The 13,670-nt window shown below is 68.4% G+C and carries 10 protein-coding genes; 5 read left to right on the top strand and 5 right to left on the bottom strand.

Features of this window, described 5'->3' with window-relative positions; translation table 11 throughout:
* Nucleotides 1–80: 80 nt before the first annotated feature.
* On the bottom strand, nucleotides 81–2,810 hold the full coding sequence (gene acnA / locus ACQ4L4_RS12485) for an aconitate hydratase AcnA (RefSeq protein WP_431104535.1): 2,730 nt from the start codon (nucleotides 2,808–2,810) through the stop codon (nucleotides 81–83).
* 352 nt (nucleotides 2,811–3,162) lie between these two features.
* Here acnA and ACQ4L4_RS12480 point away from each other — a divergent pair, with 352 nt between their 5' ends.
* From ACQ4L4_RS12480 to ACQ4L4_RS12465, 4 genes are all read left to right on the top strand, one after another.
* Nucleotides 3,163–4,503, top strand: coding sequence for a class I SAM-dependent methyltransferase (locus ACQ4L4_RS12480; RefSeq protein WP_431104534.1), 1,341 nt, complete (start codon nucleotides 3,163–3,165; stop codon nucleotides 4,501–4,503).
* Between the two features lie 279 nt (nucleotides 4,504–4,782).
* Nucleotides 4,783–5,661, top strand: a complete 879-nt coding sequence (locus ACQ4L4_RS12475; protein ID WP_431104533.1) for a flagellin — start codon at nucleotides 4,783–4,785, stop codon at nucleotides 5,659–5,661.
* Between the two features lie 117 nt (nucleotides 5,662–5,778).
* Nucleotides 5,779–6,759, top strand: a complete 981-nt coding sequence (locus ACQ4L4_RS12470; protein ID WP_431104532.1) for a hypothetical protein — start codon at nucleotides 5,779–5,781, stop codon at nucleotides 6,757–6,759.
* Nucleotides 6,760–6,871: 112 nt separating this feature from the next.
* Nucleotides 6,872–7,459: a PAS domain-containing protein gene (locus ACQ4L4_RS12465; RefSeq protein WP_431104531.1), complete on the top strand. Its 588-nt coding sequence runs from the start codon at nucleotides 6,872–6,874 to the stop codon at nucleotides 7,457–7,459.
* 85 nt (nucleotides 7,460–7,544) lie between these two features.
* On the opposite strand, the gene ACQ4L4_RS12460 is transcribed toward ACQ4L4_RS12465, so the two are convergent.
* The gene (locus ACQ4L4_RS12460; protein WP_431104530.1) at nucleotides 7,545–8,111 is read right to left on the bottom strand and encodes a hypothetical protein; all 567 of its coding nucleotides are present in this window, start codon (nucleotides 8,109–8,111) and stop codon (nucleotides 7,545–7,547) included.
* A gap of 229 nt (nucleotides 8,112–8,340) precedes the next feature.
* Between ACQ4L4_RS12460 and ACQ4L4_RS12455 the strand changes: the two genes are divergently transcribed.
* On the top strand, nucleotides 8,341–9,105 hold the full coding sequence (locus tag ACQ4L4_RS12455) for a hypothetical protein (RefSeq protein ID WP_431104529.1): 765 nt from the start codon (nucleotides 8,341–8,343) through the stop codon (nucleotides 9,103–9,105).
* Nucleotides 9,106–9,130: 25 nt separating this feature from the next.
* Here ACQ4L4_RS12455 and garD read toward each other — a convergent pair whose 3' ends face one another.
* From garD to ACQ4L4_RS12440, 3 genes are all read right to left on the bottom strand, one after another.
* Complete coding sequence (garD, locus tag ACQ4L4_RS12450) at nucleotides 9,131–10,699, bottom strand: galactarate dehydratase (RefSeq protein WP_431104528.1); 1,569 nt, start codon at nucleotides 10,697–10,699, stop codon at nucleotides 9,131–9,133.
* 81 nt (nucleotides 10,700–10,780) lie between these two features.
* Entirely contained in the window at nucleotides 10,781–12,136 is a 1,356-nt protein-coding gene (locus ACQ4L4_RS12445; protein WP_431104527.1) for an MFS transporter, read from the bottom strand.
* Nucleotides 12,137–12,222: 86 nt separating this feature from the next.
* On the bottom strand, nucleotides 12,223–13,662 hold the full coding sequence (locus tag ACQ4L4_RS12440; protein ID WP_431104526.1) for an aldehyde dehydrogenase family protein: 1,440 nt from the start codon (nucleotides 13,660–13,662) through the stop codon (nucleotides 12,223–12,225).
* Between the last annotated feature and the right edge of the window lie 8 nt (nucleotides 13,663–13,670).

Genomic DNA, 13,670 nt, shown 5'->3' with positions numbered 1-13,670 from the left:
GCGGGCACCGCTTTCGACACCGTCGACAGCGGCCCCACGTTCTTTTCAGTGGCGGATCGATGGGTCCCGTGGTCGCCCGATCACGCGGCCAGCAGTTGGCGCAGCACGTAGGGCAGGATGCCGCCGTGGCGGTAGTACTCGACCTCGATCGGCGTGTCGATGCGCAGGATCAGCGGGACGCGGCGCTCCGGCGCGACGCCGTCGGCCGCGCGGATCACCAGCGTCGCCTCGGACTGCGGCTTGATCTCGTCGCCGAGCTGGATGTCGATGATCTCGTCGCCCTTCAGGCCCAGCGATTCCCAGGAGTCGCCCGGGCGGAACTGCAGCGGCAGCACGCCCATGCCGACCAGGTTGGAGCGGTGGATGCGCTCGAAGCTCTTGGCCACGACCGCGCCGATGCCCAGCAGCTGCGTGCCCTTGGCCGCCCAGTCGCGGCTGGAGCCGGTGCCGTACTCCTCGCCGGCGAAGATCACCGTCGGCGTACCGGCGGCGATGTAGCGCATCGCGGCGTCGTAGATGAACATCTTCTCGCCGCCCGGCTGGAACAGCGTCAGGCCGCCTTCCTCGCGCGCGCCGTCGAGCTTGGCCGGGATCATCAGGTTCTTGATCCGGACGTTGGCGAAGGTGCCGCGCATCATGACTTCATGGTTGCCGCGGCGCGAGCCATAGCTGTTGAAGTCGGCCTTGAGCACGCCCTGCGCCTTGAGGTAGGCGCCCGCGGGCGAGACCTCCTTGATCGAGCCGGCCGGGGAGATGTGGTCGGTGGTGATCGAGTCGCCGAACAGCGCCATGATCCGCGCGCCCTTGACGCCGACTTCCTGTGCCTCGGGGATCTGCGTGAACTTGCCGAAGAAGGGCGGCTGAGCGATGTAGGTGCTCTTGGGCCAGCCGTAGACCTGGCCGGTGCTGCCCTTGATCTTTTCCCACAGCTTGCCGGGCTCCGACTTGACCTTGCCGTAGTTGGAGCGGAAGGCGTCGGGGTTGAGCGCCAGCTTGAGCAGCGCGTGGATCTCGTCGCTGGTCGGCCAGATGTCGCCCAGGTAGACCGGCTTGCCGCCCGTGCCCAGACCGACCGGCTCGGTCATCAGGTCGCGCGTCACGTTGCCGGCGATGGCATACGCGACCACCAGCGGCGGGCTGGCCAGGAAGTTGGCCTTGATGTTGGGGTGGATGCGGGCCTCGAAGTTGCGGTTGCCCGACAGCACCGCGGCGCAGACGAGGTCGTTGCCGGTGATCGCCTCGTTGATCTCGGGCGTCAGGTCGCCGGCGTTGCCGATGCAGGTCGTGCAGCCGTAGGCGGCCACGGAGAAGCCCAGCTTCTCCAGGTAGGGCAGCAGGCCGGCGTTCTGCAGGTACTCGGTGACGATGCGCGAGCCCGGCGCCAGCGAGGTCTTGATGTGCGGCTGGACCTTCAGGCCCGCCTCGACCGCCTTCTTGGCCAGCAGGCCGGCGGCGAGCATCACGCTCGGGTTGGACGTGTTGGTGCAGGAGGTGATCGCGGCGATCAGCACGTCGCCGTTGAAGATGTCCAGCCCCTTCTGCGTGCCGCCGAGCGGGAAGGACTTCGGCAGCTTGTCGACGGGTTGGTTGAACCCGTTCTCCGCGACCGGCTTGGTGAACAGCGAGGCGAAGGTCTTGGCCAGGTCGGTGATGACGATGCGGTCCTGCGGGCGCTTCGGGCCGGCCAGCGACGGCACCACGGTGCCCAGGTCCAGCGAGACCACCTGACTGAAGCGGATGTCACCCGCCTTGGGGACGCCGAACAGGCCCTGCGCGCGGAAGTAGCTCTCGAAGGCCTCGATCTCGTCGGCCGTGCGGCCGGTGCCCTTGAAGTAGTCGATGGTGCGCTCGTCGACGGGGAAGAAGCCCATCGTCGCGCCGTACTCGGGAGCCATGTTGCCGATGGTGGCGCGGTCCGGGACGGTCAGCGAGGCGGTGCCCTCGCCGAAGAACTCGACGAACTTGCCCACGACCTTGGCCTTGCGCAGGATCTCGGTCACGGTCAGCACCAGGTCGGTGGCGGTGACGCCCTCGCGCAGGCGGCCCGACAGCTCGAAGCCGACGACGTCCGGCGTCAGGAAGTAGACCGGCTGGCCGAGCATGCCGGCCTCGGCCTCGATGCCGCCGACGCCCCAGCCCACCACGCCGACGCCGTTGATCATCGTCGTGTGGCTGTCGGTGCCGACCAGCGTGTCGGGGTAGTAGACGGTGTCCGCGCCGCTGCCGGTCTTGTGCACGCCGCGGGCCAGGTACTCGAGGTTGACCTGGTGGACGATGCCGAAGCCGGGCGGCACGACGCCGAAGGTGTCGAAGGCCTGCATGCCCCACTTCATGAACTCGTAGCGCTCGCGGTTGCGCTCGAACTCCAGCTTCATGTTCAGGTCCAGCGCCTTTGGGCTGCCGAAGTGGTCGATCATGATCGAGTGGTCGACGACCAGGTCGACCGGCACCAGCGGCTCGATCGTCTTGGGATCCTTGCCCTGGGCCTTGGCGACGTTGCGCATCGCGGCCAGGTCGGCCAGCAGCGGCACGCCGGTGAAGTCCTGCAGCACCACGCGGGCGACGACGAAGGGGATCTCCTCGTTGCGGGGCGCGTTGGGCTGCCAGTTGGCGAGCTGCTCGACATGCTCCGCGGTCACGCGCTTGCCGTCGCAGTTGCGCAGCACCGATTCGAGCACCAGCCGGATCGAGACCGGCAGCTGGTTCACGTTGGGGAAGCGCTCGGCCAGCTTGGGCAGCGAGTAGTACTTGCCGCTCTTGCCGAACGCGGTCTTGAAGCTGGCGACGGTGTTGGCGAATGCATGGGGCATGGCTGACTCCTTGGCTTGGGGGTCCTGGCGCGCTCCTGGCCGTCGAGGAGGCGGGACGGTTTCTCTTCGGTCGGATGGGATGGGATGTCGGGGCTGATTGTGGCCTCGGGCGGCGGGCTTGTGATGACTCCTTCGGGCGAGCTTGTGCGAGGGCGCAACGACCCCTCGCGGGGGCCCCCGCCGGAGGGGCGCGGGCATGCGGCTTGCATCAATGTCCCCAGTCCGGGCGAGGGGGGAGGCATTGGCTAACATCGCCCGAAGACTTCCAGGCCGCCGGCACCCTGGCCGACAAGAACTGACCCCGGGGCGCTTCCGACCAACATTCTTTCGTAGCTTTCCGGACGAGGAATCCATGGATCAGGAACTGCTGTCGCCCACCGCCAGCGCCGCCCCCCGCGCGGCCGAGGTGATCCCGGAGGTGGCCGGCGCGCCGCCGCTGCCACCGGCGGGGCTCACGCTGCTGCAGCGGCTGTTTTCCGCCTACCCGGGCAGCATGGGGCTGCGGCTCGGGCACTGGTCGACGCGGCTGGGCCGGCAAGCACAGCAGCCGGCCGAGTTCACGCTGGTGCTGAACGACCCCACCGCGTTGCGGCGCCTGCTGCTCGGTCGCGACCCCTTGCGGTTCGCCGAGGCCTACTTCACCAGCCAGATCGATGTCGAGGGCGACTTCTTCGCCGCGCTCCAGCTCAAGGACCACCTGCCGGACTTGACGCTGTCCTGGAGCGACCGCCTGCGCCTGGCCGTTCGGCTGCTGGCCCCGCCGCCGCCCGCGACCGACGCCGAGCTGCGTTCGGGCGGTGTGCGCCGGCACACGCGCGCCGAGAACAAGGCGGCGATCGCCTTCCATTACGACCTGTCCAACGACTTCTATGCGTTGTGGCTGGACCCGGCGATGGTCTATTCCTGCGCCTACTACGAGACCGACGACACGGCGCTGGCCCAGGCCCAGTGGTCCAAGCTGGATCACATCTGCCGCAAGCTGCGGCTGCAGCCGGGCGAGGAACTGCTGGACATCGGTTGCGGCTGGGGCGCGCTGGTGATGCATGCGGCGCGACATTACGGCGTGAAGGCCACCGGCATCACCTTGTCTGAACGCCAGCTGGCGCTGGCCCGCGAGCGCATCGCCTCGGCCGGGCTGCAGGGGCAGGTGGAGGTCCGCCTGTGCGATTACCGCGACATGACAGGACAGTTCGACAAGATCTCCAGCGTCGGCATGTTCGAACACGTCGGGCTGAAGAACCTGCCGACCTATTTCGCGAGCGTGAACCGGCTGCTCAAGCCGGCGGGCCTGTTCCTCAACCATGGCATCACCCATGAGGAGGAGGGGTGGGGGCAGGCCTTGTCGTCGAAGTTCATCAACCGCTACGTGTTCCCCGATGGCGAACTGGACCGGGCGAGCAACGTGATGCGGGTGATGGAGCAGGAGCAGTTCGAGCTCCACGACGTCGAGGCGCTGCGCATGCACTACGCGAAGACGCTGCGCGCCTGGGTCGCGAAGCTGGAGGAGGGGCACGACCAGGCGCTGCAGTACGTGGACGAAGCGCATTACCGGATCTGGCGCCTGTACATGGCGGCTTCCGCGCTGGAGTTCGAGACCGGCGAACTGGGCCTGTACCAGATCCTGGCGAGCAAGCGTGATGGTGGCCCAGCCCCCGTGCCGTTGACGCGCCGCCACATGTACGACGCCCGCTGACCGCATTCCCAAGGCCCGAGGTCAACGGGCGCTTGTGGGGCCGGAATGGTGCTGGGGGTCCCTGGAGGGGCGCCCCCTGCACCGTGGAGTGCCCGCGCCAGGCCTCCCGAAGTTTTCCCGGAACTCGACCAGGTGCCCGCGCTTGGCCTGCCGAAGTTTTTTTCGGACCGCATTTAAGTCGCCCCGCCGACCGGTCGTCCTGTGAGTGGGAGGGCAGCTCAAGCCCTTCGATCAACGAAGCGCCCCCGCGCTTGCCCACACTCTCAAGGAGCGAACACCATGTTGAGCCTGCACACCAATGCCTCGGCCCTGTCGACCCAGAACTCGCTGAGCTCGACGCAGAAGAGCCTGGCCACGTCGATGACCCGTCTGGGGACCGGCTTCCGCGTCAACTCCGCGATGGACGATGCCGCCGGCCTGCAGATCGCCACGCGTCTGGATGCCCAGACCCGCGGCATGGCCGTGGCCCAGCGCAACACGCAGAACGGCATCTCGATGCTGCAGACCGGCGAAGGCGCGCTGAACGAAGTCAGCAACATCCTGCTGCGCATGAAGGACCTGGCCACGGAAGCCTTCTCGGCCTCCTCGACCGCGACCGACAAGACCGCGATGCAGGGCGAGTACGACGCGCTCGGCACCGAATTGACCAACATCGTCAAGAACACGTCCTTCGGCGGCACGCAGCTGTTCTCGGACGGCACGACCATCGACGGCACGCTGGGCAAGATGTCGGCCGCGATGAGCTTCCAGATCGGCGCCTCGGCCGGCGAATCGATGTCGGTGGACGTCAGCACGCAGCTGACCGCCCTGACGACCGCGCTGGGCACCGTGTCGACGCAGTACGCCGCCACGCCGGCTGCCGGTACCGAACTGTCGGCCACGACGAACACGCTGCTGACGACCATCGGCGGCGCGATCGACAAGGTCGGTGAACTGCGCGCCTCCTTCGGCGCCGCGGCCAACCGCCTCGACCACGTCTACAACAACCTGCAGAACATGAGCACCAACACGGCCGCCGCCAAGGGCCGGATCATGGACACGGACTACGCCGCCGAATCGTCGACGATGACGACCAAGCAGATGCTGATGCAGTCGGGCACGGCGATGCTCAAGCAGAGCAACAGCATGTCCGGCCTGGTCATGTCGCTGCTGGGCTGATGACCGCGGGGCGCGCCGCGCGGCGCGCCCGACGACATCGACGCGAGGGCTGGACGGCAACGTCCGGCCCTTTCTTTTTTCGACGGCAGCCGGAACGGCCGCGCGAGGCGGGGGCACATGGCGGGATCGACATCGAATGCCGGCGCGGTCGGCGGCGTGAGCGGCATCGGCGCCGTCGGGCGGCTGCAGGCGTCGTTGCGCGATGTCGGCGGACTGACGCCCGGCGCGGTGCTGCGTCTGTCGGGCGGCGGCGACCGCAATGGTGGCGGATCCGGATGGCGGTTGGAGTCGCTCGACAGCGGCGAGATCATGACGCTGATCGAGCCGCCGCTGGACGACCTGCTGCCGGGCGACCAGGTGCTGCTGCGCGTGCGGGCGGTGGTGCCGCGGACGGAGCTCGAAGTGATCGAGCGCCGCCGGGATCCCGCCAATGTCGGTGCGGCTTCCCCCAACGCCGGCGCTGCCGGGGGGCATGGCGACGGCGCGATGCCCAGCGCCTGGGGGCAGCTGTCCGCCTTGCGGGTGGACCTGGCGCAATGGCGGCGGCAGCTCTTGACCGCGATCGTCGAGACCCCGCCGGCGCGCACGCCGGCCGGATTGGTGTCGGCCTGGACCCTGGCGCTGGCGCACGGCCAGATGCCCGTGGGACCAGGCGGTGAGCCGCTGTGGCTGCTGCCGATTTCCTATTGGGTCCGGCGAGAGGGCCGTGACCCTGGCGACCCGCCAGGACGGCCTTCCGGCACTGGATCGTCCGCCCGCCATGACGACGTGCTGCACGCGCCGGCCGCATCCGCGCAAGGCGAGGAGCCCGCGCTGAGTCTCCTGCTGCGCTGGCGCGCAGAGGCGGTCGGCCTGCAGCTCCAGGGCACGCGCGCGGCGCTGGCGCTGACGGTCCTGGCCGAGCACGACCACGTGCTGACGGCGCTGCGCGGCGAGTTGCCGCGCGTGGTCGCGGCGCTGGTGCGGGCGGGCTTCCGTCTGAGGCGCCTGGGCTGGCGCAAGCAGCCCTTGTGGGTGCCGGTGGATCCTTCGCCGCCGATGCGATCGGACACGGCCTTGCTGACGGCGGCCGCCGAACTGGTGACGGCGCTGGGGTAGGCCTCCAGGCTGTCAAGCCTCTCATGGTCGGTGTGGCGTGTCGGCTGCTTTCCCCGCCGTCAGGGGGAACGCGCGTTGACCGTCTCTGGGGCGGCGCGCAAGATACCTCTTCATGGGGATCCGTCATGACGAAGTCAGGAACTGGCGGACGGCGGTCGAGCAGGGCGCCTTCGGCGTCTGGGACTTGAACCCGCCGCTGGAGCTGGTGCATTACTCGCCGCGCTGGAAGGAGCACCTGGGCTTTCCGCATCCGGACCAGCCCGACAGCACGGCGTTCTGGCGCTGCCGCGTCCATCCCGAGGACCTCGAGCCGATGATGCTGTCCTTGCGGGCGCACTTCGACGGCTTCACCGACACCTACGAGCAGCGCTTCCGCCTGCGCAGCAACGGCTCCGGCTATCGCAGCGTGCTGTCGCGTGGCCGGGTGGTGCAGCGCGATCACCGCGGCAACGTGCAGCGGATGCTGGGCACGATGGTGGACCTGACGGTGCGGCCGTTCACGCCGTATCAGGATCGCTCCCTGGGGGAGCATCAGCCGATCGGCGCGCTGGGGTGCACGCCGTTCCATGCGCTGCTCGGGTCGAGCCGCGCGGAGGCCGCGGCGCATGAGCCGCTGCCGGACGATGACACGGGACAGCTGCTGGACCAGTTGGCGGAGATCCTGGCGGTGTCGTTCAGGCAGGCGACGATGGTGCCCTGAGCAGTGGCTCTCATTCCTGCGCGGCCGACAGCGCATAAAAAAGGAGGAGCCTCGGCTCCTCCTTGAACACACGATCAGGACAGGATCAGAACGGGAAATCCGCCTTCTTGATCTTCACCCTGCGGCCATCTTCGTGATGCCACACGATGCCTTCAATCGGCTTGTCCCGCAGGTACGCCATGAGACCGGCAAAGGTCCGCGGAGCGTCCGCCAGCACATCCTCGCCGTGCGGGATGAGCACGTGCTCGGTGAGGTTCTCCGGATTCGCGCCGTGACGGGTGCCGATGCGCGGTCCGCAGACCTCGTAGGTGCCGTCCGGAATGCCTCGCGGATACCGCGTGGCAGCCGCCTGCACCGCCTCGTGGATGTAGCGCGAGTCCGGTCCCTCGGCCGCCACCCAGCCCGGCCAGTGGCCACTCACCGGGTCCGGATCCGGCTGAGCCGGGATGAACCCTGCGGGCGGCGTCCGACCGGTCTTGGCGTCGTACCGCTTGAACACCGCGCCGTCCTTGACCATCACCGCCAGGCCGTCCCACTTGCGGGTGGCCTGGCCTTCACCGTCGAGCACCCATCGGGCGTCGGGCGTGACTTCGTCGCGGACCTTGCGGTTGCCTTCGTAATTGCGCTGGAACAGCGAAATGATCTTCTTCATGAAAACGCCTTAACTTGGTTGATGATTTTTCGAGTCCCATCGCCTGCCATTAAGGTGCCCGTTCCTGGAAAGCCGAGATGACCCCGGCCTTCCAACAGCGGACCTGAAGTGTAGCCACGACAAGAGCAGGAGAGGCCCCGAAGGTCCTCGCGGCCATGCCGGTGGCGGTCGGCCAGCTCACCGGTGATATCGTTTCGCCGCACCCGGCAGAGGGGCGAGGGAGCGAGAGATGGATACGACGACGAGCGGTCCGGTGATGGCCGCCAACGATGACATGCCGACGCAAGGCGGCGATCAAGCCTGGCGCGACATCCTGTTCAAGACGGGCCGCGTGCTGTTCATCGTGGGTCTGCTGGACATCGCGGTGATGGTGGCGTGCATCGTGATGGGCAAGGCCTACTCGTCATCGGTGAACGTCTTCGCCGTCGTCGCCGGCTGGTTGCTGATGAGGGGGAGCCTCAAGTCGGCCGGCATCGTGCGGTGGATCGCCGTCCTGAGCTTGAGTGCCGCCCTTGCCGCGACGCTGGTCATGCCCTGGATCACGCCATGGGACCTCACGCGCGTGAAGATCAGGCTGATGCCGTGGTGGACGATGCTGAGTCTGACGGTCTTCACCGTGGCGGGACTGGCGCTTCTGGGATGGGTCGCCTCGCGCCTGGGGCGTCCGGAAGTGCTGGCGGCCCGCGAGTCGGCCGGGCTGAAACGGCGCGACATGCGCGTGCCTGCCGTCATCGGCGTCCTGTTCTGCGTGGTGATGGCCGGCGGCGTTGCATGGGGACTGAACGGTGAGTCGGCCCGACACGCGGAGCAGGTGGCCCGTGAGCGTTTCGGGGACACCTATCGCTACCAGACCACCCGCGTCGCGATGAACCACGTCGCCGGCAAGTCGACGTACTGGGCGACGGTCACCGTCTACAACGACACCGACATGCGCGAGGTGCCGGTGCAGTGGACCGATCCGCCGTCTGATGAAGAGACGCCGGCGGGCCGTTGAGCCGTTGAGCCGCTGAGCCGGCCCCTCAGGTCACCGGCGCCGGATTGAACAGCACCAGCGCGTTGTGCAGCTTGTGCTGTTCCGCCCAGGTCTTGCGGCCTGAGGCCACATCGAGCATCAGCCGGAACATCTCCCAGCCCATTTCCTGGATGGACTTCTCGCCGTCGGCGATCTGGCCGGCGTTGATGTCCATCAGGTCGTGCCAGCGGCGCGCCAGATCGCTGCGCGTCGCGACCTTGATCACCGGGCATTCCGCCAGGCCGTAGGGCGTGCCGCGGCCCGTCGTGAAGACGTGCAGGTTCATGCCCGCGGCCAACTGCAGCGTGCCGCAGATGAAGTCGCTGGCCGGCGTGGCCGCGTAGATCAGCCCGCGCTGCTCGCGCGTCAGCTTGTTGCCCGGCGACAGCACGCCCGAGATGGCCGAGCTGCCGCTCTTCACGATCGAGCCCATCGCCTTCTCGACGATGTTGGACAGCCCGCCCTTCTTGTTGCCCGGCGTCGTGTTGGCGCTGCGGTCGACGCTGCCGCGCTCCAGATACGCGTCGTACCAGGCCATCTCGCGCACCATCGCCTCGGCCACTTCCGGCGTGCTCGCGCGCGAGGTCAGCTGCGCGATGCCGTCGCGCACCTCGGTGTTCTCGCTGAACATCACCGTCGCGCCCGCGCGCACCAGCAGGTCGGCGCAGAAGCCCACCGTCGGATTCGCCGTCACGCCCGAGAACGCATCGCTGCCGCCGCACTGCACGCCGACCACCAGCTCCGACGCGGGCACCGTCACGCGCCGACGCTGGTTGAGGCGCTCCAGATGGACCGCCGCCTGCGTCATCACCGAATCGATCATCGACATGAAGCCGACGTGCTTCGCGTCCTGCAGGCAGACGACGTCGAGCGTCTCCGGTGTCGCGGACTCACCGCGTTGATCCGCGATCGGGATCACGCCCGGTGGCATCAGCCGCTCGGGCTGCAGCTTCTCGCAGCCGAGGCTGACGACCATCACCTCGCCGCCGAAGTTGGGGTTCAGGCTGATGTTGCGCACCGTGCGGATCGGGATCACCGCGTCCGGCGCATCGATCGCGACGCCGCAGCCGTAGGTGTGCTCCAGGCCGACGACGTCGTCGACGTTCGGGTACTTCGGCAGCAGCTCGCGCTTGATGCGGTCCACCGCGAACTCGACCACCCCCGACACGCATTGCACCGTCTGCGTGATCGCCAGGATGTTGCGCGTGCCCACCGAGCCGTCCGCGTTGCGGTAGCCCTGGAAGGTGTAGCCCTCGAGCGGTTCCTGCGCGGGCGCCTTCACCGTGGCCATCGGCAGGCCCTCGAGCTCGCGCGCCGGCGGCATGCGCAGCAGACGCTCGTGCACCCAGCTGCCGGCCGGGATGTCCTGCAGCGCGTAGCCGATCGGCACGTTGTAGCGCAGCACCGCCGCGTCGGCCGGCAGGTCGACCAGCGCGACCTTGTGGCCCTGCGGCACGTGGTTGCGCAGCACCAGCCCGGAGGCCAGCACCGTGCCCTCGGGCAGTCCGCCGTCGTTGGCCACGATGGCGACGTTGTCGGCCTCGTGGATCTGGATGGTCAGCGGGGAGGTGATCATGGCGGTGTCCTGGGTCGATTCAACCTGGGGAAATGGGGGAAGGGCGAGGGCGCGGTGCTCGGCGCCCTCGCGTCCGGACGTTCAGACGGGCTTCAATTCGACGCGCTTGATCTCGCCGACGATGAGCAGATAGCTTGCCACCGCGATCAGCGCGTGGGCGCCGACGAACACCAGCGCGCCGTTGAACGACTTCGTCGTCTGCACGATGTAGCCGATCACGATCGGCGTCACGATGCCGGCGACATTGCCGAAGGTGTTGAACAGCGCGCCCGACAGGCCGGCGATCTCCTTGGGCGAAGTGTCCGACACCACCGCCCAGCCCAGCGCGCCCAGGCCCTTGCCGAAGAAGGCCAGCGCCATGATGCCGACGACGACGGCCTCGATGCCCACGTAGTTGCACGCGATCATCGACGTCGACAGCAGCATGCCGACCACGATCGGCAGCTTGCGGGCGAAGGTCAGCGAGTGGCCGCGGCGCAGCAGCCAGTCCGAGATCACGCCGCCCAGCACGCCGCCGGCGAAGCCGCAGATCGCGGGCAGCGCCGCGACGATGCCGGCGTTCAGCAGCGACATCCCGCGCTCCTTGACCAGGTAGATCGGGAACCAGGTCAGGAAGAAATAGGTCAGCACGTTCACGCAGTACTGCGCGATGTAGACGCCCATCAGCATGCGGTTGCCCAGCAGCTGCTTGAGGTAGCCGAGCTTGGGTCCCGACGCGGTCTTGGCCTTGCCGTCGCCGGACAGCAGCGCGCCGCCGGACTCGATGTGCTCGCGCTCCGCGGCCGTGATGGTCGGGTGGTCGGCCGGACTGTTGTGCATCGTGCGCATCCACACGACGCTCATCACGATGCCCAGCGCGCCCATGAAGTAGAAGACCTCGGACCAGCCGATCGCGTGCACGATCCACGCCATGATCGGCGCGAACAGCACGGTGGCGAAGTACTGCGCGGAGTTGAAGATCGCCGACGCCGTGCCGCGTTCCTTCACCGGGAACCAGGCGGCGACCATGCGGCCGTTGGCGGGGAAGGAGGGCGACTCGGCCAGGCCGACCATCAGGCGCATCAGGAACAGCGCCGACACCGCCAGCGGCAGGCCGAACAGCATCGAGTTCATGCCCATGTGGTGCACGCTGCCCTGCAGCATCGTGAACAGCGACCACAGCAGGATGCTCCACGCGTAGACCTGCTTGGCGCCGAACTTGTCGAGCAGCCAGCCGCCGGGCAGCTGACCCAGCACGTAGGACCAGCTGAAGGCCGAGAAGATGAAGCCCATCTGGACCGCGTCGATGCCCAGTTCCTTGGACAGGACGGGGCCGGCGACGCCGACCGTGGCGCGGTCCGCGTAGTTCAGGACGGTCACGGCGAAGATCATCGCCAGCACGCCGAAGCGCGCGCGGCCGATGCCGGTCGCGGCCGAGGAGGAGAGGGATAACTGCATGTTGTCTCCGGATCGTATCGAGGGCCGGTCTGCGCCGGCTTGCCTGTCGGAAAGGCCCGGGGTCGGGCTTGGAATCAGGGGAGCACTCAGGCCTGCGTGTAGGCCGTCTTCACCGTCGTGTAGAACTCGGCGGCGTAGCGGCCCTGTTCGCGCGGGCCGTAGCTCGACGACTTGCGACCGCCGAAGGGCACGTGATAGTCGACGCCCGCCGTCGGCAGGTTGACCATCACCATGCCGGCCTGCGCGTGACGCTTGAAGTGCGTCGCGTGTTTCAGCGAGGTCGTCGCGATGCCGGTGGCCAGGCCGAACGGCGTGTCGTTGGCCAGGTGCAGCGCTTCGTCGTAGTTCCTGGCCTTGATCACGCTGACCACCGGGCCGAAGACCTCTTCGCGGTTGATGCGCATGGACGGCGCTGTCTCGGTGAACAGCGCCGGCGTCAGGTAGAAGCCGGGCGCGCCCGCGCTGCTGCTGGCCTGCGCTTGGCCGCCGGCGGCGAGCGTCGCGCCTTCCGCCTTGGCGATGGCGATGTACTCGAGGTCTTGCGCGAGCTGGCGCTCGTCGACGACCGGCCCGATGTCGGTGCCGGCCTTGCGGGCGTCGTCGACCTTCAGCGTCTTCATGCGTTCGACCATCGCGGCGACGAAGCGGTCGTGGATGCCTTCGGTGACGATCAGGCGCGAGGACGCGGTGCAGCGCTGGCCGGTCGAGAAGAAACCGCTGTTGATCGCGGCCGCGACGGCGACGTCGAGGTCCGCGTCGTCCAGCACGACGAACGGATTCTTGCCGCCCATCTCCAGCTGGAACTTGGCGCCGCGCGCGACGCAGGCCGCCGCGACGCGCTGGCCGGTGGCGACGCTGCCGGTGAAGCTGATGGCGTCGACGCCGGTGTTCTCCAGCAGCTCGGCGCCGACCTCGGCGCCGCGGCCCATGACGAGGTTGAAGACGCCGTCGGGCAGACCCGCGCGCTGGAGGATGTCGGCGATCGACCAGGCCGAGCCGGGCACCAGGTCGGCCGGCTTGAGCACGACGCTGTTGCCGAAGGCGAGGGCGGGCGCAATCTTCCACGCGGGGATCGCGATGGGGAAGTTCCACGGCGTGATCAGGCCGACGACGCCGATGGGTTCGCGCGTCATCTCGACGCCGACGCCGGGGCGCACGGACGGCACGACCTCGCCGCCGACGCGCAGCGCCTCGCCGGCGAAGAACTTGAAGATGTTGCCGGCGCGCACGACTTCGCCGATGGCTTCGGGCAGCGTCTTGCCTTCCTCGCGGGCGAGGAGGTCGCCGAGTTCGGCGCGGCGCGCGAGGATCTCGGCGCCGGCCGCGTCCAGCACGTCGAAGCGCTGCTGCGGCGTGGCCAGGCTCCACTTGCCGAAGGCGTTGCGCGCGGCGGCGATGGCGGCGCGGGTCTGCGTCACGTCGGCCTGGGCGTATTCGCCGACCACGTCGCGCGTGTCGCTCGGATTGATGTTGCGGGAGGCGCGGGGGCCGTCGACCCACTCGCCGTTGATGAGGTTCTTGAACATGCGGACTG

It is taken from the genome of Roseateles noduli (genome assembly GCF_050626985.1).
GTDB classification, from domain to species: Bacteria; Pseudomonadota; Gammaproteobacteria; order Burkholderiales; family Burkholderiaceae_C; genus Roseateles; species Roseateles noduli_A.
The sequence above is the reverse complement of the archived record's forward strand: the minus strand, read 5'-3'. Positions and strand labels throughout refer to the sequence as shown.

Bases quoted from the DNA above. Each gene is read 5' to 3' on its own strand.
- ACQ4L4_RS12480 (WP_431104534.1), top strand. From the start codon at position 3,163: ATGGATCAGGAACTGCTGTCGCCCACCGCCAGCGCCGCCCCCCGCGCG.
- ACQ4L4_RS12440 (WP_431104526.1), bottom strand. From the start codon at position 13,662: ATGTTCAAGAACCTCATCAACGGCGAGTGGGTCGACGGCCCCCGCGCC.
- ACQ4L4_RS12465 (WP_431104531.1), top strand. From the start codon at position 6,872: ATGGGGATCCGTCATGACGAAGTCAGGAACTGGCGGACGGCGGTCGAG.
- ACQ4L4_RS12470 (WP_431104532.1), top strand. From the start codon at position 5,779: ATGGCGGGATCGACATCGAATGCCGGCGCGGTCGGCGGCGTGAGCGGC.
- ACQ4L4_RS12445 (WP_431104527.1), bottom strand. From the start codon at position 12,136: ATGCAGTTATCCCTCTCCTCCTCGGCCGCGACCGGCATCGGCCGCGCG.
- ACQ4L4_RS12475 (WP_431104533.1), top strand. From the start codon at position 4,783: ATGTTGAGCCTGCACACCAATGCCTCGGCCCTGTCGACCCAGAACTCG.
- acnA (WP_431104535.1), bottom strand. From the start codon at position 2,810: ATGCCCCATGCATTCGCCAACACCGTCGCCAGCTTCAAGACCGCGTTC.
- ACQ4L4_RS12460 (WP_431104530.1), bottom strand. From the start codon at position 8,111: ATGAAGAAGATCATTTCGCTGTTCCAGCGCAATTACGAAGGCAACCGC.
- ACQ4L4_RS12455 (WP_431104529.1), top strand. From the start codon at position 8,341: ATGGATACGACGACGAGCGGTCCGGTGATGGCCGCCAACGATGACATG.
- garD (WP_431104528.1), bottom strand. From the start codon at position 10,699: ATGATCACCTCCCCGCTGACCATCCAGATCCACGAGGCCGACAACGTC.